The sequence below is a fragment of the Tamilnaduibacter salinus genome, assembly GCF_003096655.1.
Classification (GTDB): domain Bacteria; phylum Pseudomonadota; class Gammaproteobacteria; order Pseudomonadales; family Oleiphilaceae; genus Tamilnaduibacter; species Tamilnaduibacter salinus.
In genome coordinates, this window is sequence record NZ_QEKQ01000005.1 from 130,028 (window position 1) to 155,117 (window position 25,090).

Annotated in this window: 22 protein-coding genes; 12 read left to right on the forward strand and 10 right to left on the reverse strand. The window is 62.1% G+C overall.

What is annotated here, in order from left to right; translation table 11 throughout:
- The first annotated feature begins 5 nt into the window (after window positions 1–5).
- Window positions 6–1,304 (forward strand): DUF945 family protein, encoded by a 1,299-nt coding sequence (locus tag C8D92_RS08880; protein WP_165819260.1) that lies wholly within the window; start codon window positions 6–8, stop codon window positions 1,302–1,304.
- Here C8D92_RS08880 and ggt read toward each other — a convergent pair whose 3' ends face one another.
- The 3 genes from ggt to C8D92_RS08895 all read right to left on the reverse strand — a co-directional run bounded on the left by ggt (window position 1,305) and on the right by C8D92_RS08895 (window position 5,079).
- On the reverse strand, window positions 1,305–2,993 hold the full coding sequence (gene ggt / locus C8D92_RS08885) for a gamma-glutamyltransferase (RefSeq protein WP_243402412.1): 1,689 nt from the start codon (window positions 2,991–2,993) through the stop codon (window positions 1,305–1,307). It abuts the gene before it with no gap.
- A gap of 54 nt (window positions 2,994–3,047) precedes the next feature.
- Window positions 3,048–3,533: a pantetheine-phosphate adenylyltransferase gene (gene coaD / locus C8D92_RS08890; protein WP_095611289.1), complete on the reverse strand. Its 486-nt coding sequence runs from the start codon at window positions 3,531–3,533 to the stop codon at window positions 3,048–3,050.
- Between the two features lie 100 nt (window positions 3,534–3,633).
- A complete protein-coding gene (locus tag C8D92_RS08895; protein WP_095611288.1) occupies window positions 3,634–5,079 on the reverse strand; it encodes a coniferyl aldehyde dehydrogenase in 1,446 nt (481 codons plus the stop codon).
- A 232-nt stretch (window positions 5,080–5,311) separates the two neighbouring features.
- On the opposite strand from C8D92_RS08895, the gene C8D92_RS08900 reads away from it, so the two are divergent.
- Window positions 5,312–5,983, forward strand: coding sequence for a TetR/AcrR family transcriptional regulator (locus tag C8D92_RS08900; protein ID WP_095611287.1), 672 nt, complete (start codon window positions 5,312–5,314; stop codon window positions 5,981–5,983).
- A gap of 302 nt (window positions 5,984–6,285) precedes the next feature.
- On the opposite strand, the gene yihA is transcribed toward C8D92_RS08900, so the two are convergent.
- The gene (gene yihA, locus C8D92_RS08905) at window positions 6,286–6,939 is read right to left on the reverse strand and encodes a ribosome biogenesis GTP-binding protein YihA/YsxC (RefSeq protein WP_228151177.1); all 654 of its coding nucleotides are present in this window, start codon (window positions 6,937–6,939) and stop codon (window positions 6,286–6,288) included.
- A 144-nt stretch (window positions 6,940–7,083) separates the two neighbouring features.
- Here yihA and C8D92_RS08910 point away from each other — a divergent pair, with 144 nt between their 5' ends.
- Entirely contained in the window at window positions 7,084–7,692 is a 609-nt protein-coding gene (locus C8D92_RS08910) for a c-type cytochrome (RefSeq protein WP_095611285.1), read from the forward strand.
- Between the two features lie 241 nt (window positions 7,693–7,933).
- Window positions 7,934–9,397: a betaine-aldehyde dehydrogenase gene (betB, locus tag C8D92_RS08915; protein ID WP_116919131.1), complete on the forward strand. Its 1,464-nt coding sequence runs from the start codon at window positions 7,934–7,936 to the stop codon at window positions 9,395–9,397.
- A gap of 52 nt (window positions 9,398–9,449) precedes the next feature.
- Here betB and betA read toward each other — a convergent pair whose 3' ends face one another.
- Entirely contained in the window at window positions 9,450–11,156 is a 1,707-nt protein-coding gene (gene betA, locus C8D92_RS08920; RefSeq protein ID WP_116919132.1) for a choline dehydrogenase, read from the reverse strand.
- A 17-nt stretch (window positions 11,157–11,173) separates the two neighbouring features.
- Window positions 11,174–13,216 carry a choline BCCT transporter BetT gene (betT, locus tag C8D92_RS08925; RefSeq protein ID WP_116919133.1) on the reverse strand — a complete coding sequence of 681 codons (2,043 nt, stop codon included), beginning with the start codon at window positions 13,214–13,216 and terminating at the stop codon, window positions 11,174–11,176.
- A gap of 350 nt (window positions 13,217–13,566) precedes the next feature.
- Between betT and C8D92_RS08930 the strand changes: the two genes are divergently transcribed.
- Both C8D92_RS08930 and C8D92_RS08935 read left to right on the forward strand, forming a co-directional pair.
- Complete coding sequence (locus C8D92_RS08930; RefSeq protein WP_095611281.1) at window positions 13,567–14,193, forward strand: thiol:disulfide interchange protein DsbA/DsbL; 627 nt, start codon at window positions 13,567–13,569, stop codon at window positions 14,191–14,193.
- 24 nt (window positions 14,194–14,217) lie between these two features.
- Window positions 14,218–15,078, forward strand: coding sequence for an endonuclease/exonuclease/phosphatase family protein (locus C8D92_RS08935; RefSeq protein ID WP_095611280.1), 861 nt, complete (start codon window positions 14,218–14,220; stop codon window positions 15,076–15,078).
- Window positions 15,079–15,170: 92 nt separating this feature from the next.
- On the opposite strand, the gene rpmG is transcribed toward C8D92_RS08935, so the two are convergent.
- From rpmG to radC, 3 genes are all read right to left on the reverse strand, one after another.
- On the reverse strand, window positions 15,171–15,326 hold the full coding sequence (rpmG, locus tag C8D92_RS08940; protein WP_095611279.1) for a 50S ribosomal protein L33: 156 nt from the start codon (window positions 15,324–15,326) through the stop codon (window positions 15,171–15,173).
- 11 nt (window positions 15,327–15,337) lie between these two features.
- Window positions 15,338–15,574 carry a 50S ribosomal protein L28 gene (gene rpmB / locus C8D92_RS08945; protein WP_095611278.1) on the reverse strand — a complete coding sequence of 79 codons (237 nt, stop codon included), beginning with the start codon at window positions 15,572–15,574 and terminating at the stop codon, window positions 15,338–15,340.
- Window positions 15,575–15,776: 202 nt separating this feature from the next.
- Complete coding sequence (gene radC / locus C8D92_RS08950; protein ID WP_095611277.1) at window positions 15,777–16,451, reverse strand: RadC family protein; 675 nt, start codon at window positions 16,449–16,451, stop codon at window positions 15,777–15,779.
- 204 nt (window positions 16,452–16,655) lie between these two features.
- Between radC and coaBC the strand changes: the two genes are divergently transcribed.
- From coaBC to argB, 4 genes are all read left to right on the forward strand, one after another.
- Window positions 16,656–17,852 carry a bifunctional phosphopantothenoylcysteine decarboxylase/phosphopantothenate--cysteine ligase CoaBC gene (coaBC, locus tag C8D92_RS08955; RefSeq protein ID WP_116919134.1) on the forward strand — a complete coding sequence of 399 codons (1,197 nt, stop codon included), beginning with the start codon at window positions 16,656–16,658 and terminating at the stop codon, window positions 17,850–17,852.
- Window positions 17,853–17,862: 10 nt separating this feature from the next.
- Window positions 17,863–18,324, forward strand: a complete 462-nt coding sequence (dut, locus tag C8D92_RS08960) for a dUTP diphosphatase (RefSeq protein WP_095611275.1) — start codon at window positions 17,863–17,865, stop codon at window positions 18,322–18,324.
- An 82-nt stretch (window positions 18,325–18,406) separates the two neighbouring features.
- Window positions 18,407–21,037: a phosphomannomutase/phosphoglucomutase gene (locus C8D92_RS15940; RefSeq protein WP_116919135.1), complete on the forward strand. Its 2,631-nt coding sequence runs from the start codon at window positions 18,407–18,409 to the stop codon at window positions 21,035–21,037.
- Window positions 21,038–21,130: 93 nt separating this feature from the next.
- Window positions 21,131–22,027 carry an acetylglutamate kinase gene (argB, locus tag C8D92_RS08970; RefSeq protein ID WP_095611273.1) on the forward strand — a complete coding sequence of 299 codons (897 nt, stop codon included), beginning with the start codon at window positions 21,131–21,133 and terminating at the stop codon, window positions 22,025–22,027.
- Window positions 22,028–22,031: 4 nt separating this feature from the next.
- Here argB and C8D92_RS08975 read toward each other — a convergent pair whose 3' ends face one another.
- Window positions 22,032–22,499, reverse strand: a complete 468-nt coding sequence (locus C8D92_RS08975; protein ID WP_158222359.1) for a PilZ domain-containing protein — start codon at window positions 22,497–22,499, stop codon at window positions 22,032–22,034.
- Window positions 22,500–22,656: 157 nt separating this feature from the next.
- Here C8D92_RS08975 and C8D92_RS08980 point away from each other — a divergent pair, with 157 nt between their 5' ends.
- Entirely contained in the window at window positions 22,657–23,931 is a 1,275-nt protein-coding gene (locus C8D92_RS08980; RefSeq protein ID WP_116919137.1) for a hypothetical protein, read from the forward strand.
- Between the two features lies 1 nt (window position 23,932).
- Window positions 23,933–25,087, forward strand: coding sequence for an acetylornithine deacetylase (argE, locus tag C8D92_RS08985; protein ID WP_116919138.1), 1,155 nt, complete (start codon window positions 23,933–23,935; stop codon window positions 25,085–25,087).
- The last annotated feature ends 3 nt before the right edge of the window (window positions 25,088–25,090 follow it).

Consider the following 25,090-nt stretch of genomic DNA (forward strand, 5'->3'; position numbering starts at 1 on the left):
TGCGCATGAAGAAATGGATTCTGGTGGCCGTCGTGGTTCTGGTGGTCGGTGTGGCCGCCCCCTGGGCGACCGGCAAGCTGACCGAGCAGCAATGGCACGCCGCGGCGAACCAGCTGGACACGGAGGCGTCCCCGGTGACGCTGGACAGCACGCAGTATGAGCGTGACTGGTTTGGCAGCGACCTTTCGGGCCGGGTGACTCTCAGAAACCCGCAGACTGGCGAGGTGGTTCCGGTCCCCTACACGGGCTCTGTGTCCCACGGCTGGCTCGGCAGCGAGATCACCCTGACGCCCGAGGTCAACGATCAGGAGCTGGCACAACGCCTGTTTCCGGACGAGCAACCGACAGTCGTCATCAGTACCTCGGTGTGGGGCACGGGCCGGGTGGATGTGACGGTGCCGTCAATCCACGTTGAGGATAAGGAGACGGGCGAGAGCCTGAATATGTCCGAGGCTTATGGCTGGGCCGAGTTCTCGGACGGGGGTCGTGATGTGAAGGCCCATCTGAGCTGGCCCGGACTGGTGGTCCGCGCGCCCGGACTGCGTGCCCGGCTTGGCAACCTTCAGTTTGACCAGGATGCCCGGCGTGTGGCCGAGTCCCTCTGGGCGGGCGAGATGGATATGACGCTCGATTCGCTGGCCCTGGAGAGCGAAACGCAGCCCGACGTTGTGCTGAGCAACCTGTCGCTGACCGGTGACACGGAGGCATCGGAAGGGAACGAAACCGTGCGCTCGGATTCCACGATGACCGTGGAGTCACTCAAGGTGGCCGATCAGGCGACTGGACCGCATCGGATGACCCTGACCCTGGACAATCTGGACGTCGAGTCCTGGACGCGTCTGATGGCCGTCTCAAGGGACGTCCAGCAGTTTCAGGTGCGGGTGGCCAACAATCCGAACCCGGACGTCAATCAACTGCGCCAGCAGCAGATGCAGCTCATGCAGCGATTCAGCCACGCGGCCAAGGGGCTGGCCGGCGCCGGTATCGCGTTGCAGCTCAAGGAACTGTCGCTGGAAACCCCTCAGGGCACCGTGTCCGGGCATCTGTCCCTGAGTCACCCCGAGGTGGCGCCGAACAAGCGGGACAGCATGCCGCTGATCATGCAGCAGCTGACCGGCAAGCTGGACCTGAGCCTGCCGGTGGCGCTGGTGAAACAGGTGCCGCGCCTGGAGCGTGACGCCGAATCCCTGATCCGCCAGGGCTTCCTCAAACGCGACGGTGAGACCTATTCCGTTGACGTCTCCCTGAAAGACATGCAGGTGAACCTCAACGGCGAAACCATTCCGGTGCCGCCCCTGATCTGATCAGTCCACGGGTTGGGCAATGGCCTGGCCGATTCCCCGTGGATCGGCCACAGCCTGTGTCTGCCCGCTTGTGTGATCGGTCAGAATCAGCTGCATATTGCCGTATTTCCGCCCGACGTTCTCCAGGCGATGCCCCAGCGCCTGTAACCGGAAACGCTGATCCGGCGTGAACGCCTCCGGCTCATGCTGGATCTGATCCGGCCGATACTGGTGGTGGTAACGGGGACGGCTGACGATGGCTCCGGCCGGGTGACCGTCCATGACATCCAGCAGGCCCAGAAACACCATCGAGATGATGCGGCTGCCGCCGGGGGTGCCAATGATGGCACTGCGCTGCGGCGTGTCGATCAGGGTCGGGCTCATGCTGCTGAGAGGGCGCTTGCCGGCTTCCACCTGATTGGCTTTGCCGCCCACCAGTCCATAGGCATTCGGTACCCCGGGTTTGATGGCGAAGTCGTTCATCTCGTTGTTCAGCAGAATGCCCGTCTGGCCGGAAAGGAAGCCTGATCCGAATGGCCAGTTGATGCTCAGCGTTGCGCTCACGCGTCGGCCATCGCTGTCCAGCACCGAGAGGTGAGTCGTATGTCGCCCGCCGGTTCCGGCGTCGAACAGGGTGCGGCTGTCAGAGGCCGTCAACGGCTCGATGGAGCCGGCCTGGCGAGCGAGGTAGTCACTTGAGCGCAGCCGCTCGCGGGGGACATCGGTGTACGCCGGATCGCCCATATGGCGGGCCCGGTCCCGATAGGCGCGACGCATGAGTTCTGTGCGGTAGTGGATACGATCCACCGCGTCAGGTTCCGGATACAGCTCAGTGATGGGCCGCTCCGCCATCATCCCGAACATCTGGGCCAGCGCCATGCCGCCGGACGAAGGCAGTGACGCTGTCTGGATGACGGCGTCCCGGTAGCGGATGGTCACCGGATCGCGTTCGATGATCTGATACGCCGCAAGATCCGCCTTCGTCCAGATGCCGCCTGCTGCCTGAACGTCCTCGACCAACTGACGGGCGACCGGCCCGGAGTAGAACCCCTCGGCGCCGTCCTCGGCCAGTTGCTCCAACGTGTCGGCGAGGGCGGGTTGACGCAGGAGGGTGCCCGTTTCGGGCACCTTGCCTTTATGCAGGAATACCCGGGCAGTGTCCGGGTGCTGTCGCAGAACCTTCCGTCGCCAGGACGCCAGCTTCTGGTAACGCTCATCAATCCGGAAGCCCTGGCGGGCCAGTCGAATGGCAGCGGCCAGATTCGCCCGCAGTGGGCGCTCAGCATAGAGGCGGTTGATGTGTGCAAACGCCGCCGGCTGACCGGGAATGCCCGCGGCGAGCGGGCCGTTGAGGGACGGTTGATCGGAGCGCACCTCGCCGGCCTCGTTCAGGTACATATCCGGGTGGCTCTGGCCGGGTGCGGTCTCCCGCGCATCAATCATCACCGTCTCGCGGTTGCGCTTCTGGAGCAGCCAGAATCCGCCGCCTCCCATGCCTGCGCTGTAGGGCTCGACGACCGCCAGCACAGCTGCTGTGGCGATCGCGGCATCGAAGGCATTGCCGCCGGCCTGGAGGGCCTGAAGGCCCGCCTGTGTGGCGAGTGGGTGGGCGCTGGCGACGGCGTTGGTGCCTGTCGAAAGCGGTGTAGTGGCGCAACCGGCGAGCGCCAGCAGCGTGGCGACGATCAGGGTACGGGACAGCAGCATCATGATCGGGCTCCTTGATCGGGACTGGTCTGTCCGCGGCCAGCGTGTGGAGCGACGTCAGTCCGGGGTGCTGAAGCGGGCTTCCAGAGTGCGGGCGACCGGTTCGGGTACGAATTCACGGATGTCACCGCCCAGCGAGGCAATTTCGCGAATCAGTGTGGAAGAAATATAGGACACATGATTGGCGGGCGTCAGGAAGATACTTTCCACGCTGGGGGCGAGGCGTCGGTTCATATCGGCGAGCTGGAACTCGAATTCGAAATCCGAAACGGCCCGGAGTCCGCGCAGGAGAATGTTGGCGTTTTGCTGAACGACAAACTCGGCCAGTAGATTGCTGAAGCCCATCACGCGCACGTTCGGCAGATGAGCCAGCGACGCCTCGGCCAGCGAAACACGCTCCTCCAGTGTCAGCAGGGGCTTCTTTTTGGGGCTGGCCGCAACGGCAACAATGATGTCGTCAAACAGCCGCGAGGCCCGGGCAACCAGATCGGTATGGCCATTCGTGATGGGATCGAATGTGCCCGGATAGACCACGTTGTTCATAGGGTGCCCCTGTCTCGGAATAGTGGCGCTGATAGTAGCCTGACAGGGGAAAGCGGTTCAAGGAAAGGCGGGGCGGTCGCGCCGCCCCGCCGGATTGCTCTTACCGGATAAACAGGCGATAGACCATCCTCTGGAATGCGGAGCCGTAGGGCGGATAGATCAGTTTGCCGCTGTTGAGCTTCTGGCGGCTGAACACCCCCCGGGCATGGGAGAACGTTTCGAAACCCTCCCGGCCATGGTAAGCCCCCATGCCGGACTGGCCGACGCCGCCGAACGGCAGGTCGTCCTGAGTGACCTGCATCAGGGTATCGTTCACCGCCATTCCCCCCGATATGGTGTGCTTGGCCACGTGATCCTGTGCTTCCCGGTCGTAGCCAAAGTAATACAGCGCCAGTGGCCGGGGCCGGTCGTTGATGTAGTCAATGGCCTCGTCGATGCTGCCATAGGTCACCACCGGCAGGATCGGGCCGAACAGCTCGTCCTGCATCACTAGCATGTCATCGGTGCCACCCAGGACCAGATGTGGAGACATCTTACGGGTCCCGTCCGTCAGGTTTTCCGAACCTGGGTTCACCTCGATGACCTCTGCGCCTTTCTCGCGGGCATCCTCGAGAACGGACTGTAGCCGCTGATATTGACGCTCGTTGATGATCGACGTGTAGTCAGTGTTGTCCCGCAGGGTTGGGAACATCGTGGCGATGCGGTCACGGAAGGTGTCGATGAAGCTTTGCCGGCGATCGGCAGGGACCAGGACGTAGTCTGGCGCCACACAGGTCTGGCCGGCATTGAAGACTTTGCCAAAGGCAATGCGCTCAGCGGCGTCGTCCATCGGTACATCGCTGGAGATGATGGCCGGCGACTTCCCGCCCAATTCCAGTGTGACCGGTGTGAGATTCTCGGCGGCGGCCCGCATGACATGATGGCCGACGGCCGTGGACCCTGTGAATAGAATGTGATCGAACGGCCGGCTGGAGAAATCCGCGGCCACATCCGCCTCGCCGTTGATAACGGCGACCAGATCCTGCGGAAACGCCGATTCGATCAGCTCGCTGAACAGGGCTGAGGTGTGGGGCGTGAACTCCGACATCTTGATCATCACCCGGTTGCCGGCTGCCAGAGCGGCAGTCAGCGGGCCGATGGCCAGAAACAGTGGGTAGTTCCAGGGCACGATAATGCCTGCCACACCCTTGGGCTGGTACTGTACCTGATTGCTGGCGGGCTGGAAGAGAGACGTCACGTGGCGCCGTGACGGCTTCATCCACCCCCGCAGATGTTTCAGCGCGTAGTTGATGCCCTGAACACTGGGCATCAGCTCGGCAATGCGGGTCTCATCGGCTGACCGGCAGCTGAAATCCTGGTCGATGGCCTCGATCAGCCGATCCTGATGCGTCAGCAGAAGCCGTTTGAGCCGCCGCAGGTTTTCCCGGCGCTCGACTTCCGTCGGGTAGGGGTTGCGCCGGAACGCCTGGCGCTGATCCTCGAAGATCCGGGCGGTCTGCTGGATCTGCTTTTTGCTCTCGGTCAGGTGAACGACGCTGGCAACCATGTTGGTCCACTCTCCTTGACCCCCGTGTCGAACGACGCGGCCGGGCCTGATTGTCCGGATGACTCACAAAGAAACGTCAAACAGGGTATCGTTACCCGTTTGCTATTATTAGAGTATATGCTCTAGCCCGTCAAACCGAAACCAGTATGCCGGGACTGGTCGTCCCGGTCCGTGTGAATGCGTGCGGGAATGCGACCGTGTTCCCGACGATAAAAAAGGTGCTGTCGGATTCATGAAGACACGCGAGAAGATCATCCTGACCAGCCTGGAACTGTTCAATGAACAGGGCGAGCGCAATGTCACCACCAACCACATCGCCGCCCACCTCGGCATTTCGCCCGGCAACCTCTATTACCACTTCCGGAACAAGTCAGACATCATCTACGACATCTTTCAGGAATACGAAAAGCTGGTGGACTATTACCTCGATATCCCGACCGATCGCCCCCTGACGGTCGACGACATGATGGGGTATCTGGAGTCGGTGTTCGACGGTCTCTGGAGCTATCGTTTCTTCCATCGCGACCTCGAATTCCTGCTGGATAATGATCAGCGCCTGAGGGAGGACTACCGGAAGTTCACCTACCGCTGCCTGGACGCGATCCGGCGCATTTTCGACGGCCTGCGGGACGGTGGCGTTTTCCACGACCAGAGTGAGGAGCTGAAGGAGGCCATGGCGCTGAACGTCTGGCTGGTGATCACCCACTGGATGGCCTTCCTCAAATCCGCCCAGCCGAGCGACAGCGGTTCCGACAGTATTCGCCCGGAACAGCTCAAAGAAGGGATCTACCAGGTGCTGACACTCGAAATGCCCTACCTGCGAGAGCCATACCGGGATCAGGTCATGGCGCTGAGGGCGCAGTACCGTCCGTCGGTGATGGCGAAAAAAGCCGTGAATGGGTGACCGGGAACTTGTTCGACAATGTGCGGTCAAAGGGAGTGACGCGCATGGGAAGGACTCCGATGGGCGTCTTCCTGAGTTCTCCTCAGGTTTTAGCTGAAGCGAAAGCAGCTGACGTGTTCTCCCGGAGCCCTGCAGCTCCGGGAGCTTTTCCTGAACACCTCCGAGAAGGCCCCTGAGGCCATGAATTTCTGCGTTGCGCGGTACTCGAATGCTCACCTACCAGTCAGGTATGCCTCGCATTCTGCGTTCCGTGCGCCTTGAACTTCATGGCCTCAGGGGCCTTCTTAGAGGTTTTCCTTGGTCTATGGCGCCCAGGGTTCGATCTCGTCGAGCCAGTCCGCCAGCACCTTCCGGGTCTGGTCCAGTCCGGTCTTCTTCATGGCCGAAAACAGAATCACGTTCTGCACGCAGCCGTGACCGGCCAGCTCGCCCCGCATGGTGTTCAGCGCCCGCTTTGCCTGCCCGGATTTGAGCTTGTCCGCTTTGGTCGCCAGCAGTGTCAGCGGCAGCTGATTGTGCTCGCACCAGTCCAGCATCATCCGATCGAATTCCCCGATCGAGCGTCGGATATCGGTGATCAGTACCATGCCCTGAAGACTCTGGCGGTGCAGCAGATAGTCCTCCAGATGCTCCTGCCATTCCTCCTTCAACTCACGGGTGACCTTCGCGTAGCCATACCCCGGCAGATCGACCAGACGCGCGCCGGGGCGGTTGAGGGAGAAGAAGTTGATCAGCCGCGTCCGGCCCGGCGTTTTGCTGGTTCGGGCCAGCTTGCTGTTGGCGGTCAACGTATTGATAGCGCTGGACTTGCCCGAGTTGGAACGTCCGGCGAAGGCGATTTCAACACCTTCGTCCGGCGGGCACTGATCAAGCCGGGCTGCGCTGGTCAGGAACCGGGCGCTGTTGAACGAGATGGGGCGCGGGTTCTCATTCGGGGAATCGGAGGTGTCGGTCACGGTTGAACGCTTCGGAGGTGGCTGGATTTCAGTTATGATCGAAAAATGTATAATACCATAACGGTTTAAAGCCCGGCGGGTGTGTTCTCCGATCCAACGCGCCTCCGGTCCAAAAATGACGATTGATGAGAGAGCGGTGCGAGCATGAATAAACTGATCGCAGGTCTGGTTATCGGGTTGAGCCTCGCGGTAACAGCCCATGCTGATGGCGACCCGCAGGCCGGCAAGAAAATGGCTGGTGTGTGTGCCGGTTGCCACGGACAGAATGGCGCTGAGCCGGTGCAGCCTGCCTACCCCAAGCTGTCCGGGCTCGGTGAGAACTATCTGTACAAGCAGCTCAAGCTGATTCAGTCGGGGGATCGCCAGGTGATGGAGATGACCGGGATTCTGGATGGCATGAACGATCAGGACCTGCAGGATCTCGCCGCCTATTTCGATCAGCAGCAGATGCCGATTGGCAAGGCGGACCCGGAGCTCGTTGATCGGGGCCGCAAACTCTATCGTGGGGGGGACCTGTCAAAAGACCTCGCCGCCTGCGCCGGTTGTCACAACCCGCAAGGACAGGGCAACGAGCCGGCGGCGTTCCCGCGTCTGAGTGGCCAGACCCCTGGCTATGTGGAAGCCCAGCTCAAGGCCTATCGGGATGGTGAGCGCGACGCGGGTGGCAATGCCCAGATCATGATGGACATTGCGTCGCGACTGAGCGATGAGGACATCAAGGCCTTGGCGGCTTACGTGTCCGGGCTGCACTGAGCGGTTCCAGATGTGTCAAAACCCTGCTTCGGCGGGGTTTTTTTGTATCTGGAATGGCACCGGGCGGATCATCAACCGCTGGTCCTGTCTCTGGGTAGTCCCCCGTATTTCAAGGCGTCATGACGGGCGTTAGACTTTCGAGTAGCAAGGGTTGAAGAGTGACCGCCGGGTCGGGCGGTCACACGTTGATTCATTTTCCGGCCCCGCAGCAGAGGGGTCGGTCCGTTCAAGGGAGCGCACTATGTCACAGGCACCGGAATATCAGCTCTGGATTGAGGGTGGCTACCGTCCGGGCCGTCAGGGTCAGTACTTCGACGCACTGAACCCGGCCAATGGTGAGGTGATCGGCCGGGTCGCTCAGGCTGACGAAGAGGACGTGGATGCTGCTGTGGCCGCGGCCGTTCGCGGCCAGAAGGTCTGGGGTGCCATGAGTGGTGTGGCCCGGGGACGGATTCTGATGAAAACCGCCACGCTGCTTCGCGAGCACCGTGACGAGCTGGCGCGCCTGGAAACCCTGGACGGTGGTAAGCCGATTGCCGAGACGCCGGAGGCCGATGTCGACTCCGCCGCGGATTGTCTGGAGTATTTCGCCGGCCAGGCCAGTTCCCTGCAGGGGGAATACCAGTCGGTGGACGGGGGCTTCTTCTACACCCGTCCGGAGCCGCTGGGTGTGTGTGCCGGTATCGGGGCCTGGAACTACCCGATCCAGATCGCCGCCTGGAAATCCGCCCCTGCGCTGGCGGCGGGCAACAGCATGGTCTTCAAGCCGGCGGAACTGACGCCGCTGTCAGCGTTGCGCCTGGCCGAGCTGTTCCGTGACGCGGGGCTGCCGGACGGGGTGTTCAACGTCGTGCAGGGCTTTGCTGAAACCGGCCAGGCCATGACGGCGCATCCGGACGTTGCCAAGGTGTCGCTGACGGGCGAAGTGGGTACTGGTAAAGCGGTCATGAAAGCCTCCGCTGACAGCCTCAAGGCCGTGACGCTCGAGCTGGGCGGCAAGTCCCCGCTGATCGTTTGGGACGATGCGGACCTGGACAATGCCGTCTCTGGCGCCATGATGGGCAACTTCTACACCCAGGGCCAGATCTGCACCAACGGGACCCGGGTGTTCGTCCATGAATCCGTTCGCGATGCATTCGTCGAGAAGCTTCTGGAACGCACGGGCAAGCTTCGTGTTGGCGACCCCATGGACCCGTCCACGGACGTCGGGCCGATGGTCAGCAAGGGCCATCACGACCACGTCATGAGCTTTATCGAGAAGGGCAGGTTCGAAGGGGGCAAGGTCCTGATCGGTGGCGAATCGGTGTCCGTGCCCGGGTTTGAGAACGGTGGTTTTGTGGCGCCAACGGTGTTCGACAGCCTGAACGATGACATGACCATTGTTCGCGAGGAAATCTTCGGTCCGGTGCTGTCGCTGCTGACCTTCCGGGATGAAGACGAGGTGGTGTCACGGGCGAACAGCACGCCGTTTGGTCTGGCGGCGGGCGTCTTTACCCGCGACCTGAACCGTGGGCACCGCATGGCGGCCGCGCTGGATGCGGGCATTGTCTGGCTCAATGAGTACAACCTCACGCCCATTGAGATGCCGTTCGGTGGTATCAAGCAGTCCGGCATCGGCAAGGAAAACAGCCGCCGGGCGTTTGAGCATTACACACGCCTGAAAACGGTGTATGTGGCGGAAGGGGACGTCGACGCCCCGTATTGATGCGGGCCGTCGACGCTCTGAGAAAAAAAGGGGCCGAATGGCCCCTTTTCTGTTACTGGCCGGTCTTCATCGGCCGTTCCGGTTCGCCTTCCCGCTGCCGGTTCTCCCAGTCCTCGACGAAGAAAGACGGGGCATCCGACGGTGTCAGCATGCCCTGACCGAGAATGTGATCGGCGCCTTTCTCGCCAATCATGATGGTCGGGGCGTTCAGGTTGCCATTGGTGACGGTTGGCATGATGGACGAGTCCACCACCCGCAGTGATTCCACACCACGCACGCGGCATTCCGGGTCCACCACGGCCATCTCGTCGGCCCCCATCCGGCAGGTGCCAGCGGGGTGATAGGCGGTTTCGGCCGACTCGGAGAGCCAGTCGTCAATCTCGTCATTCGACTGCACGGCGGGCCCCGGTGACAGCTCCTTGCCACGGTAGGGGTCCAGCGCCGGCTGATTGAAAATTTCCCGGGTGAAGTGCAGCCCGGCCCGGAATGCCTCCCGGTCTTCTTCCCGGTCGAAGTAGTTGAAAACGATTTCGGGGTGATCTTCCGGATTGGCGGAACGCAGTTTCACCCAGCCGCGACTCTTGGGCTTATTGGCGCCCAGATGCACCTGGAAGCCATGCCCCTTCACCGCGCTGGAACCGTCGTAAGCAATGGCCCCGGCGAGGAAATGATACTGGATATCCGGGTACTTCAGGCCCGCCCGGCTGCGCAGGTAACCGTTGGCCTCGAAGTGGTTGGACGTGCCCAGTCCCCGCTTGAGGAACAGCCAGTTGGCCCCAATCCAGGCCTTTGCCAGTGGGTTGAGCCAGCCATTGAGCGTGATTTTCTGAGTGCACTCGTGCTGGACCCAGACTTCCAGGTGATCCTGGAGGTTGCGCCCGACGCCCGGCAGGTCATGCACCACGTCGATGCCATGTTCCTTGAGGTGCTCGGCCGGGCCGATCCCGGAGAGCATCAGAAGCTTCGGGGAGTTGAAGGTGCTGGCGGAGAGGATCACCTCCTTGCGGGCGCGAACGCGGAACGTCTGCCCGTTCTTGCGGTATTCCACGCCCACCGCCTTCTTGCCCTCCATGATGACGCGCTGGGTCAGCGCGTGCATTTCCAGGGACAGATTGGACCGATTCAATGCCGGCTTGAGATAGGCCATGGCGGTGGAACAGCGCACGCCGTTACGCACACTCATGTCCATTTTGCCAAAGCCTTCCTGGCGATACCCGTTGTAGTCCTCGGTGAAGCCATAACCGGCCTGCCTGCCCGCCTCGATGAAAGCGCGGTAGAGCGGGTTTTTCATGTTATTGCCATTGCAGACAGTCACCGAACCGTCGGCGTTTCGGTAGTCGTCGCTGCCGTAGACGCACTGTTCGGCGCGCCGGAAGTAGGGCAGCACGCCCGCATAGTTCCAGCCGTTCGCGCCCAGCTGTTCCCACTCCTCGAAATCACCGGCGCTACCGCGGACGAAGGCCATACCGTTGATCGATGATGAGCCGCCGATCACCTTGCCGCGGGCTTGGTGAATGCTGCGGCCTTTAAGGCCGGGTTCCGGCTGGGAATGAAATCCCCAGTCGAACCGCTTCATATTGAGCGGAATGGAGAGGGCGGTGGGCATCTGGATAAAGATTGAGTTGTCCTTGCCGCCGAATTCCAGAACCAGAACCTCGTCGTGACCGCTTTCCGTCAGCCGGCTGGCGAGCACGGAGCCGGCAGAGCCGGCCCCGACCACGACATAGTCCACCTCACGGTCGAACCCTGTGTCAGTCATTGAACAATGTCCTCCAGTCATTCCTCGCCGCTGTCGTTCAGACCGGCGGCCTCGCGTTTCTTGTACAGGAAGTGCAGGTGTGCCTCGAAGTGGTCGACCACGTCCTCAATCACCTGCTCCTGGTTGTAGCCCATCAGGTCGTAGTTCAGGCCGCCTTCACGAAGGTGTACCTCGACCCGGTAATACGACGACCGGGAATGGCTTGCCTGGACCGTGAAGGAGGGCATGGCGCAGCGGCGTGGCCAGACCTGGTAGGTAAAGTCCTGCTCGCCACCCAGATCGACATCGATGGACAGGTTACGGCGCTCGCCCCGGTCGTTGTGGACCGTCACCGGATACCCCTGCTCGCTGAGTTCGTTGCGAACGGCCTCGAATGCCGGCTCAACAACGCTATCCAGAAACTGCGCCATCTGTTTGTCGTTCGGGAAGCTCAGAGTGCGCGACAGGCGTTTCGCCCAATTGGCCTGTCCAGAGCTTTCGGAGCCAGTCCGGGCCGAGATCTGCCCGGCGAGCACGTCCTGCATGCTGGCTGTTTTCATGCTTTCGATCTTAAACGCCTTGTAGAGCCCCGCCATCATCAGGAACAGCACGAAGGCGAATGGCAGCCCCATGACGACCACAATGCTCTGCAATGCCGTGAGGCCGTCTGTTGCCAGCAGTGCGACCGTAACAACGCCGATAATGGCGGCCCAGGTGATGCGCATCCAGGCGGGTGCGTCGTTGTTGGGGTTGCGGATGATGCTGGTCAGGTTGGACAGCACCAGCGACCCGGAATCCCCGGAGGTGATGAAAAACACGATTGCGAGAATCGTCACCACGATGGTCGTCAGCGTGACCCAGGGCAACTGCTCCAGGAACAGGTAGATGGCCGATCCCGGATTGGATGTTGCCGACTCGGCGAAGGCCTGGGCGCCGCCGTTGAGCACCAGGTCGATGGCCGAGTTCCCCATGATGGACATCCACGCCATCATGAAGGTCAACGGCAGAATCAGCGTGCCCGCCACAAATGTGCGCACGGTCCGCCCGCGGGAGATCCGTGCGAGGAACAGGCCAACGAATGGCCCCCAGGCAATCCACCAGGCCCAGAAGAAGACCGTCCAGGCATTGAGCCAGCCCGTCGGTTGATCGAACGCGTAGGTGTTGAACGACATGGCGACAAAACCGGACAGGTAGTCGCCGACATTCATAACGAAGGCGTTGAGCAGGAACGTGGTGTCCCCCGCGAACAGCACGAACGCCATCAGCACGATGGCCAGCAGGATGTTGAACTCCGACAGTCGGCGGATGCCTTTGTCAACACCGGTGACAGCGGAGATGGCCGAGAAGCAGACGATCAGAACCGCCAGAACCGACTGGGTCGCCGTGTTCTCCGGTATGCCGAACATGTAGCTCAGGCCGAAGTTCAGCTGGATGATGCCGATCCCCAGACTGGTGGCCACACCAAAGACCGTGCCCAGCACGGCGGCGATGTCGACCGTATTGCCAATGGTGCCGTGAATGCGCTTGCCGAAAATGGGGTAGAGCGCCGAGCGGATGGTCAGCGGCATGCCGTGGCGATAACTGAAGAACGCCAGGCTCATGCCCACCAGCGTGTAGACGCCCCAGCCGGACAGCCCCCAATGCAGAAACGTCAGTTCCATCGCGTGACGGGCGGCTTCTGCCGTGCCGCCTTCGCCCAGTGGCGGTGCCATGAACTGGCTCAGCGGTTCCACGATGCAGTAGAAAATCAGGTCAATGCCAATGCCGGCCGAGAAGAGCATGGCCGCCCAGGTGATCAGGTTGAATTCGGGTTCGGAGTGGTCCGGCCCCAGCTTGATGCTGCCAAAACGCGAGAATGCGATCACGATGACGAACACGAGATACGCCACCACCGAGAGGAAGTAGAACCAGCCAAAGCTGTTGGAGATCCAGCTCAGGGCCTGTCCGATGGTGGCATTGGCCTGGTCAGTGAAGACCATCGCCCACAGGGCGAAGACGATGATGCCGATCGTTGATCCGTAGAACACCAGCGGGTTGAGGCGATCGTCCGGATCGCTCCCATGGAGGGGGTGCTGACTCATTCAGTGAACTCCTGTGTCGTTGATGCATCAGTCCCAACACCCTAGCAAACGGTGGGGCTGGCCTCGGGACAGGCGCGGCGATTATCCCGTGACTGACAGCATAGTCCGGTTCGCGGGGTCGCGGATTGTGCCCGCCGCCAGCCGGCCGATCAAGGGTTCTGGGTTGGTGTGACGGGGCTGCAGCGGTTGAGATTCCGAATGAAGCCAAAGGCCGCTAAGGTGAGGGGAGAATCCGGTTGTTGGTTGCGTCCTGACTTCGCGGTGTCAATAATGCGCCTCATCATGGGAACCTCGTCGCGTTGTGCCAGTCCCAGAACTCCGACGCGATTCACTATTAACAGGAGTCCGCTATGGCATACCTCTGGAAAGGGTTGATCACTGCACTGATGCTGCTGCCGCTGGTGGCCCAGGCACAATCCTGGGAGTCCGGCACGCACTATCAGACGCTCGACCAGCCCTTGCCGACTGATAGCGCTGATCGCATTCAGGTCACCGAGGTCTTCTGGTACGGCTGCCCGCACTGCTACTCGTTCAAGCCGCACGTTGAGTCCTGGGAGCAATCCCTGCCCGAGGACGTTCGGTTTCGGTTGATGCCGGCCATTCTCGGCCAGTCCTGGGAACCACATGCCCGGGCGTTCTATGCACTCAAGGCGCTGGATGCGCTTGGAAAGGCCCATTCGCCGCTTTTTGAGGCGCTCGCGGGTGAACGTCGCCCGCTGAACAGTGCCTCTGCGCTGGGTGATTTTCTGTCCGGTGTTGGTGTCGACCCGGAAGCTTTCGTAAAGGCCTATGACAGTTTCGGGGTCAATGCCCGACTGCAGCAATCGCAGTCCCGCATTCGAGCGGCTCGCATCACAGGTGTGCCGACCATGTTGGTGAACGGCCGATACAAGGTCACTGCGTCCATGGCAGGCGGTCAGGAAAAAATGCTGGATGTTGTGGATTATCTGATTGAGAAGGAGCGGCAGGCCCAATAGGCCCGCGCCAGACGGGAACCGGTCATGTACCAGCGACTGCGCAGACAGCTCTCGGCGCTCATGGTGAACGATGCCCCTGCTCGTGGTGCATCATCCGGGCTGGAGCATGTGCCGGATCTGCCGGGGCATGATCATATCCGGTTGCTCACCTACAACATTCAGGTGGGCATCCAGACCTCGTCTTACCGACACTACCTGACCCGCAGCTGGCAGCACATTCTGCCCCACCGGCAGCGTATCGAGAATCTCGACCGGATCAGTCAGCTCCTGCGCCACTACGATGTGGTGGCGTTGCAGGAATGTGATGGCGGCAGCCTGCGCAGTGGCTACATCAATCAGGTCCAGTATCTGGCCGAAGCCAGCCGTTTGCCGTTCTGGTATCAGCAACTCAACCGCAATCTTGGTCACCTTGCCCAGCACAGTAACGGGCTGCTGAGTCGGTACCGACCGCTGGATGTCAGCGAACATCGGTTGCCCGGACTGATCCCTGGCCGCGGCGCCATCGTGGCGAAGTATGGTGATCCCGATGACCCGCTGGTGCTGGTCATGATGCACCTGTCGCTCAGCGCCCAGGCCCAGCAGCGGCAGTTGGGGTTCGTCCGCGATCTGGTGGATGACTACGATCACGTCGTCCTGATGGGGGATATGAACAATCACGCCGATCAGCTGCTGAATAAGACGCCGCTGAGTGGCACCGATCTGGTCCCACTACCAACGACGGCCCACAGCTTTCCCAGCTGGCGGCCGGAGCGGGCGCTGGACCATATTCTTGTCAGTCCAACACTCGAGATCCGCAAGGCCGAGGTGGTTCGTTATCCGGTGTCGGATCACCTGCCGATTGCTATGGATATTGGGGTGCCGAAAGGGCGAGTCCAGTCCTTTTGAACCAACCTGCGGGAGACGATTTCTTCGGGCACAAAAAACGGCGGGCACCCAATGGATGCCCGCCGTTTCGTCGATCCGGAAACCCGCTGAATTTACTTCAGCTTGGATTCCTTGTAATCAACGTGCTTACGAACAACCGGATCGTATTTCTTCATGGAAATCTTTTCCGGTGTGTTGCGCTTGTTTTTCGTGGTCGTGTAGAAGTGACCGGTTCCGGCTGATGATACCAGCTTGATTTTCTCGCGCATGATGCGGCTCCTCAGACTTTTTCGCCGCGGGCACGCAGATCGGCCAGCACAGCGTCAATTCCTTTCTTATCGATGATGCGCATACCCTTGGTGGATACCCGCAGCTTCACGAAACGCTTTTCAGATTCGACCCAGAACCGGTGGTTCTGCAGGTTCGGCAGAAAGCGACGCTTGTTGTGATTCATCGCGTGGGACACATTATTACCAGCAACCGGGCGCTTGCCGGTCACCTGACAGACTCTGGACATACTTGCCTCCGACCATTGCGGAAAGCTCGCCACAGGCGGATGCATCAGGCCTGACCCGCGCGCTTTCCCAGTAAACCGCGTTCGATGTTTCCGCGCCTCTGCGTGTTCTTTCGCCAGACGCCGCCAGAAAGGGCCGCTTTTATACCAGAAACGCGCCCTGAACGCAAAGTCCGGTTTGCTTTTTCGAGGCGTGCTGGCCGGGTCAGATCAACCCGCGCTCTGCCAGCGAAACCTGTTCGCCGTGGCCGATCACGATGTGATCCAGAACGCGGATGTCCATCAGACCGAGGGCGTCGGTCAGCCGTTTGGTCAGGCTGATGTCCGCCTGACTGGGTTCCGCCACGCCCGATGGGTGGTTGTGGGCGAAAATCACGGCCGCCGCATTGTGTTCCAGTGCCTGACGGACGACTTCCCTCGGATAGACGGCCGCGCCGTCAATCGTGCCGCGGAACAATGGTTCGTAGCGGATGACCCGGTGACGGTTATCCAGGAACAGTCCCGCGAAGACCTCGTGCGGATGCCCGGCGAGGCGACTGCTCAGATACCGGCGGGTGTCCTCGGGGGATCGCAGCGGCTCGCCCTGGCGGATGGGGTCATCCATGACCCGCCGGGCCATCTCCATGGCTGCCTGGACCTGGGCAAACTTGGCGTTGCCAAGACCCTTGACCTGGCAGAAGCGCTGAACCGAGGCGGTCAGCAAGGGGCGCAGCCCCCCGAATTCCGATAGCAGGTGCCGGGACAGCGCCATAACCGGCTGGCCCGCTGTGCCGGTGCGCAGGAATATGGCCAGCAACTCCGCGTCGGTCAGGCTCTCGGCTCCGTGCCGGAGCAGTCGTTCCCGAGGCCGCTCGTCGCGCGGCCACTGAGCATCGTCCATGATGACTCTCCTTCTGACTTCTGAATCTTTCGCCACAGCATCCATGAATGGCGGGCGGTAAGCTATCAGGAGTTCAGCGCCAATGCTATCTTAGGAACCTCTGAGAGAGTACCTGCCCGCAGGCCGGGCCATAGTGCGCCATGCGCTTTGCCATTCATTTTTCTCGGGGATTCCAGGAGAAATGCAGGACGGAGACACAACCGGATGACACCACAACGGATTCTGCTGGGCGTGACTGGCGGCATTGCTGCCTATAAAAGCGCCGAGCTGTTGCGCTTGCTGAAAAAGGCCGGTCATGAAGTCCGGGTGGTCATGACCGAAGGAGCGATGGCGTTCGTTCAGCCGATGACCTTTCAGGCCCTCTCCGGCGAGCCGGTCCGCACCTCATTGCTGGATCCGGAGGCGGAAGCGGGCATGGGGCACATCGAATTGGCGCGTTGGGCGGAGCGCATCCTGGTGGCACCCGCCTCGGCCAACTTTCTGGCGCGGCTGGCCCACGGCATGGCGGACGACCTTCTGACCACAGTCTGCTGTGCCACAGACGCCCCGATTGTGCTGGCACCGGCAATGAACCAGGCCATGTGGCGGAACCCGCGCACCCTGCGCAACGTCGCCGTGCTGGATGACGATGCCCAGATCACCCGTCTGGGGCCTGACGACGGCGATCAGGCCTGTGGTGACACGGGGCCTGGACGGATGCTGGAACCGGAGCAGATCCTGTTGCGACTGGTTGCGGACCAACCGGTTGATGGGCCCCTGGGTGGGCGCCATGTGGTCATTACAGCGGGTCCGACCCGCGAAGCGCTGGACCCGGTGCGTTACCTGACCAATCACAGTTCCGGGAAAATGGGGTATTCCCTGGCCGACGCCGCGCGTCAGGCCGGTGCCCGGGTGACGCTGATCAGTGGTCCCGTCCAACTGGCCTGTCCGGCGGGGGTGGCCCGGATCGATGTGACGACTGCTGAAGAGATGCTGTCCGCCACCAGCCGTGCGGTGGATGAGGGTTGCGATCTGTTTGTGGCAACGGCAGCCGTCGCCGATTACCGTCCGGCGGAGGTGGCCGGTGACAAGATCAAGAAAACGGATGGCACCGTCAGCTTGTCGATGGTGCCCAATCCCGACATTCTCGCCACCATCGCCGCCCGGACTGACCGACCGTTCACCGTTGGCTTTGCCGCCGAAACCCGCGATGTGGCCGCTTACGCTCGGGACAAGATGGCCCGTAAGAAACTCGACATGATCGTGGCCAACGATGTGTCGCAGTCTGGTCTGGGGTTCAACAGCGACCAGAACGCCGTCACGGTTTTCAGTGGCGAAGGCGAGGCCCGCTTTGGCCCCTCGGACAAACGGGCTCTGGCCGTCGACTTGCTGGATTACATCAGTCATACCATGAACGCATAAAAGGATACCCATGACGACGCAGACATTTCAGGTCAAGGTGCTCGATGACCGTATCGGGCGCGACATTCCCATGCCCACCTATGCCACCGAGGGGTCTGCGGGTCTGGACCTGCGGGCGTGTCTGGACGAGCCGCTGACGCTGGCGCCGGGCGACTGCGAACTGGTCCGTACAGGGCTGTCCGTGCATATTGCTGACCCCGGGCTGGCGGGCATGATCCTGCCGCGCTCCGGACTGGGCCACAAGCACGGCATTGTGCTGGGCAATCTGGTGGGGCTGATCGATTCGGACTATCAGGGCGAGCTGATGGTGTCCGTCTGGAATCGTGGCGAATCGTCTTTCACGATGGAACCGGGTGAGCGGATGGCCCAATTTGTTCTGGTGCCGGTCGTCCAGGCCCGGTTTGAAGTGGTGACGGCATTTGATGCCAGCGACCGTGCCGAGGGCGGTTTCGGCTCCACCGGCACGCGCTGATCGAGTCTGTCTATACTGGTACTGTTTTCACTGTTCCTGAACCGAGTTTTTCTGAACGTCAACCGGGAGCCATCGCAAGACCATGACATTCCGAAAGAAAAAGGCGGCGGAGGCGGGCGAGGAGTCACCTGCCCCGAAAAAGAAGCCATCAACCGGTCAGAAAAAGAGTCGCAGTCTCCGACATCTTGGGTCTCTGGCGTTGTCCCAGGCGGGTGTGGTGGTCCTCGGTGGCGCGGCGGCGATTGCCCTGGTCCTGTTTCTGGTGCTGCAGCCGGCGCAGAAGAGCCAGCAGTCGGAGCGTGAAGCGATGGCGGCAGACACGTTGGCCGACCGGGTCAATCAGCGCATTGCCATTCTGCGGGATCTGGTGAGTGGCTACGCGGCCCAGCCCGCGGTGATGGCAAGCCTCCGAAGCGGGGGCGAGGGCGACCGGATGACGCCGTCATCCGCCGGGTTGCTGCCCCAGACCCGCGCCACCTTTGTCTTTCCCGACAATCGCATCCGCCGGGATCAGCCAGGCGATTTCCAGCTCAGTTTCGTGAACGTGGATCTTGCCCGCCGCGCCGAGCGGGGCAAGATCGTGGGGCCGGATGCTTTCCCACGCGACGGCACCTGGTTTGTCCAGGTCGCTGCCCCCATCCGTTCGGGCGACGATGTTGCCGGTACGGTGCTGATGGTCTTCGAAGCGAGCGTCCTGCGTCCGGCGCTGACCCATGCCGATGCGGAACTGGATGGTCGCGCGTCGATCCAGCAGACCGTCAACGGTCAGACCCGCGCGGTGATTGCCGCGGGATCGGGGCAGGGAGAATCTGTGTCGCGGGATCTGTCGCCGTCCGGCTGGACGCTGAGCTATCAGAGCGGCGGTACGGTGGCGCCGGTTGCCGGGCCGGTTGCCATGGCGCTGGTGATCGGGGTGCCCCTGCTGGTTACAGCGATCGTGGTGTGGTTGCTTCTGAACCGGGCTCAGAGCGGTCTGCGCCGGGATGTGGCGTTGTTGCTGCAGTGGTCGCACAAGGTGTTCGGCGGCGAGCGGGCGAAAATGCCGACCTTCCGGTGGGAAATGGTCGGCTCGGTCGGTGAGGCGTTGCAGCGCCTCTCACAGGCGGTCGATAAGCGCATCAGTCGCGCCGAAGCCAACGCCCGTCCGGCTGCGGCCAAAGGGGGCAAAGGGAAGGCGGCGCCTGCGGGTGGAGACAGCAGTGCGACCGACGAACCCCTGTTCAGCGATTCGGACATGCCGGACATCGACATGCTCGACGGCGATGACGATGTGCTCGGCATTGGCGAATCCGACAGTGGTTCGGGGGATCTGGACGTGGTGGAGTCGTCCGCCCCGTCGGTTTCTGTGGCGCCGGAGATATTCCGGGCGTATGACATCCGGGGCATTGTCGGCGACACACTCAATGACAATGTGGTCCGAGCGATTGGTCAGGCCATCGGGAGTGAGGCCCGTGCACGGGGCGTCAGCGATTTCTGTCTGGGATACGACGGTCGCGACTCCAGCCCCGGGCTGGCCGCCGCGCTCGGCGAGGGGATTCTCAGCACCGGCTGCAACCTGATCGAGCTGGGCGCCGTGCCAACGCCCGTGCTGTATTTCGCGACCCATGAATTCCACACCGGCTCCGGCGTCATGGTGACTGGCAGTCACAATCCGCCCGAGTACAACGGCATCAAGATAATGATCGGCGGTGACACGCTCTCGGGGGAGGCCATCCAGAAACTGAAAACCCGTATCGACGCCCAGGATTTTGAGTCCGGTCAGGGCGAGCGTTCACAGGAGGATATCCGTCGCACCTATCTGGACCGGATCGTCGATGACACCGCTGTGGCGGCACCGTTGCGCGTCGTGGTGGACGCTGGGAATGGTATCGCCGGCGAGCTCGGGCCGATGCTCATCGAGGAGTTGGGCTGTGAAGTCATTCCACTGTTCTGTGACGTGGATGGCAGTTTCCCGAACCACCACCCCGATCCGGGCAAGCCGGACAATCTGCAGCCGCTGATCGACAAGGTGGCGGAGACGAAGGCAGACATTGGTATTGCCTTTGACGGCGACGGGGACCGGCTCGGCGTGGTGTCCAACACCGGCCGGATCGTTTGGCCGGACCGCCTCATGATGCTGTTTGCCCGTGATGTGGTTTCCCGGAACCCAGGGGCGGATGTGCTTTACGACGTCAAGTGCACCCGGCGTCTGGCGGGGGTCATCAGCGAAGCCGGCGGCCGGCCGATTATGTGGAAGACCGGCCACTCGCTGATGAAGGCGAAAATGCGTGAGACCGGCGCGCTGCTGGCCGGTGAAATGTCAGGCCACATCTTCTTCAAAGAGCGTTGGTACGGCTTCGATGACGGACTCTACTCCGCCGCCCGGCTGCTGGAAATCCTCGGCATCGAAGACCGGGACAGCGATGAGGTGTTCGCGGAATTCCCCGAGGACATCAGCACCCCGGAGTTGAATGTACCCGTGTCCGAGGACACCAAGTTCGGCATTGTCGAAACGCTGAGCGAATCGGGGGATTTTGGTGATGGCAGTGTGTCCGGTATTGATGGGGTCCGGGTGGACTACCCGGATGGCTGGGGGCTCTGCCGGGCATCCAACACCACGCCAGTGTTGGTGTTGCGCTTTGAGGCCGAGACCGACGAGGCATTGGCCCGTATCCAGGGGGTGTTCCGGGAGCAGCTCCAGAAAGCGGCCCCGGACATTGCCGTCGACTTCTGATCGGGCCCGGGAGCCCACAGTAGCGGCGTGCGTTGCGTCCTCTGCGCTGTGGGTTAGAATGTCCGGCCTTTGACGCTCATTGAAGGTGACACCATGGCACTGGATCGTGACACGGCGATGCAGGTTGCATCCGTTCTCAGCAAAGGCCTGCCGTACATTCAGCAATTCACCGGCAAGACCGTGGTGATCAAGTACGGCGGTAACGCCATGGAGAACGAGGAGCTCAAGAGCAGCTTCGCGCGGGACATGGTGTTGATGAAGCTGGTGGGTATCAATCCCATTGTTGTCCATGGTGGCGGTCCACAGATCGGCGATCTGCTCAAGCGGCTCAAGATTGATTCGCGATTCGTCAACGGCATGCGCGTGACCGACAGCGAAACCATGGACGTCGTCGAAATGGTGCTGGGTGGCCAGGTCAACAAAGAGATCGTGTCGCTCATTAACCAGCACGGGGGCACGGCGGTTGGCCTGACGGGTAAGGACGGCAACCTGATCCGCGCGCGCAAGCTCGAGGTAAAACAGGAGTCGCCCGAACTCTCCCGCTCCGAAATCATCGATGTGGGGCACGTCGGGGAGGTTGAAAACGTCAGCACCGGCGTCATCGACATGCTGACCCGCAGCAACGTCATTCCGGTTATTGCCCCGATTGGTGTGGGGGACGATGGGCTGTCCTACAACATCAATGCGGACCTGGTCGCCGGTAAGGTCGCCGAAGCCCTCAAGGCCGAAAAACTGATCCTGCTGACCAATGTCGCGGGCCTGCAGGGGCAGGACGGGAACGTCATGACCGGGCTCAGTGCGAGTCAGGTCAACGACCTGATCGCCGACGGCACCATCCACGGCGGTATGTTGCCCAAGATTCGCTGCGCGCTGAATGCGGTGGAAGGCGGCGTGGAGACGGCCCACATTATTGACGGTCGGGTGGCTCACGCCACGCTGCTCGAAATATTCACGGATGAGGGGGTTGGCACGCTGATCGCGCGGGACTGACGCCTTACAGCGTGGATGTCTTGCCCGGGTCGTCTTCCTGATAACACCAGTCGTCCTGGGCATAGGAACTGGCGTAGCGATCGATCCATTCGCGGGCGGCCTCCTCCTGGGTGAGCTGGCGTCCTTCCCGTTGCCAGGCATCGTATCGGTATTGTTCGATCTGGCACACCTGCTCCACCATCCGCACCTGGTACGCATCGGCCGGACTGTAGAACGCCACACCCAGTTCGTAGCGGTTGCCACGGCGCTCGCACCAGACGACCTGTCCGCGGATCTGAAGTGGGTTGGGGCAACAGCGGATACACAGGCACAACTCGCTACCCAGCTCGTAGGGCGCCTCGGAGGTGAATGCCAGACCACCGGGGCTGAGGTTGCGCACATCCCCGGAGCGGCCCGACGGACTGCCTGGCTGGACTTCCAGGGGGATATCGGTGGGATGGCGGATATAGGACCGCTCCCGCATCGTCATCATTGCCCGCCTCCCGGGAACCGTTCTGGGACGCGCCTCTGGTCCCTGAACGATTCTGCCTTGGGCCCGGCTGGTCACACCGTCAGCGTCCGGGCCGAGATTGAGCATCACCTGCTACAGTAGTATAGCTCGTTGGCACTGATCCGGAAGCGGAATTCCCATGAAGAAGCTGTTTGTTTTCCTCCTCATTGTTGTCATTGTCGGTTACGCGGCATTCAAAGGGGGCGCCTGGTACCAGACCCGTCAGGCGCTGATCGACACCCGTGAACGTCTCGATGAAATGGGCGTCCTGCGCTGGAGCGGGATCGGATCCGGCCTGAGCGGGCAGGTGTCGGTCTCCGGTCTGCAGTGGTCGCCGTTTGCGCTTTCCAGTCCGATCACGGCGGATCGTGTGGTCTTCCGGCCGGGCGGTGTGGCCGGGCTCTGGCCGATATTGAGCGAGGGGCGGCTGCCGGACGAGTGGTCCTTCAGCGCAACGGGCGTTCAGTTGATGCTGAAGGACGAGTTGTTACAGGACTGGATTGCGCCGGATCACCGTCAGGCGCTGGTGCAGTGGCTGCAAATCCCCTGTGGCGGGCGAGTGCTGGGCGTGTCCGATCTCCGCCAGCTGGGCATCGGACAGTTGAATGGCGATCTGACGCTGCGCTCGTCGGCGGACCGCCCGGGGATTGCGCTGGAGGTCAATGCCGGTGCGCTGGGTAGCATCGATCTTTACGCGCCGCAGGCGCGGCCATCGACCCTGTCGGAACTGCGTTCGGCCGAGACGCTGTGGACAGGGCCCGTTCAGGTCACGCTTCGCGATGGTGGCCTGATGCGCAAGCTCTCGGCGTGGTGCGCGGAACAGGGAAAACAGTCAAAATCCGCCTGGACCGCCAGCGTCCTGAAGGCTCTGGAGAAACCGTTGGCGGCCATGCGGCTCGCGCCGAGTGAACAACTGGCCAGCCTGTATCGCACCTTCCTGCGGGACGGCGGTGCGCTGAGTACCACGCTGCAAGTGAATCAGCCCTTCTGGGGGGTGCCGGTAAGGGCGCCGGATCAGTCGGGCGAAGGGGCCTCGCTCAACGCCCGATACAATGGCAACGGTGTGCCCGGCCTTTATCTGAGTCGCACAGAACCGGATGCGCCAACCGTGGTCACGCCGGTTGAACCGGAACCGGAGTCGCCCGCCGCGGGCACGGCCTCGGACGGTCCCGCCTATCGCGCCGTCGGGCCGGAGGCCTACGGTGACCAGCTGGGCCGGGATGTGCGCATTGAGCTCGATACCGGTCGTGTTGTGGAGGGGCGCCTCTCCGGTGTTTCCGAGCATGTTCTGGAGGTGACCCGGATGATGGACGGTGGAGAAGTGGCCTACCCGCTGGCTCGGGAGGCCATCGTGCGGTTCGCGGTCTGGCGGGCGGTGCCGACTGACAGCGCTGACACAGAGAAAGGACAGTGATATGACGGCTCATTCCCCCGATATCCGCACCATGCTGGAGCGGCTGATTGCGCAACCGTCGATCAGCAGCGCCTCGCCTGACTGGGATCACAGCAACGAACCCGTGATCGACACGCTGGCGGAGTGGCTGGAGCCCCTCGGGTTCCGCGTTGAGCGACTGCCCGTGCCGGGCATGCCGGGCAAGTACAACCTGATCGCGACACTGGGCGAGGGGCCAGGCGGGTTGGTCCTGTCGGGCCATACCGACACCGTGCCGTTTGACGACAAGCGCTGGCAGAGTGATCCGTTCCGCCTGGATGAGCGGGACGACCGCTGGTATGGGCTGGGTACGTGCGACATGAAGGGCTTTTTTCCGCTGGCCATCGAGGCGGCGCGGTCCGTGGCCGTGGGGCAGCCCCTGAAGCAGCCGCTGATCATCCTGGCGACCGCCGACGAAGAAAGCTCCATGAACGGCGCCCGGGCGCTGGCAGAAGCCGGTCGGCCCGAGGCCCGCTACGCGGTGATCGGCGAGCCGACGGGACTCAAGCCCGTGCGAATGCACAAGGGCATCATGATGGAGCGGCTGGTGTTCGACGGCCTGTCCGGCCATTCGTCCGATCCGTCGCTCGGCCACAATGCGCTGGAAGGAATGCATGCCGCATTGGGCGAGTTGCTGAGCCTTCGGCAGCAGTGGCAGCAGCAGTACCGCAATCCGGCGTTCCGGGTCGACGTGCCCACGATGAATCTGGGGTGCATTCATGGCGGGGATAACCCGAACCGCATCTGCGGCCACTGCGAGCTGCAGTTCGACCTGCGACCGCTGCCCGGCATGTCGATGCCGGAGCTGCGTCAGTCCATCCTGGACCGGATGCAGCCGCTGGCCGAGCAGCGTGAACTCAAACTGCGGTTCGAACCGCTGTTTGATGGGGTACCCCCCTTTGAAACGCCCGAAGAGGCGGCCCTGGTGCGGGCCTGTGAGTCACTGACGGGGCATCCGGCAGAGGCCGTGGCGTTCGCTACCGAGGCGCCCTGGTTGCAGTCAATGGGCATGGAGACACTGGTGATGGGCCCCGGACACATTGATCAGGCGCACCAGCCGGACGAATATCTGGCGCTCTCGCAGATCAAACCGGCGGTGCGGATACTGGAGGGGCTGATCCAGCGGTTCTGCCTCTAATGC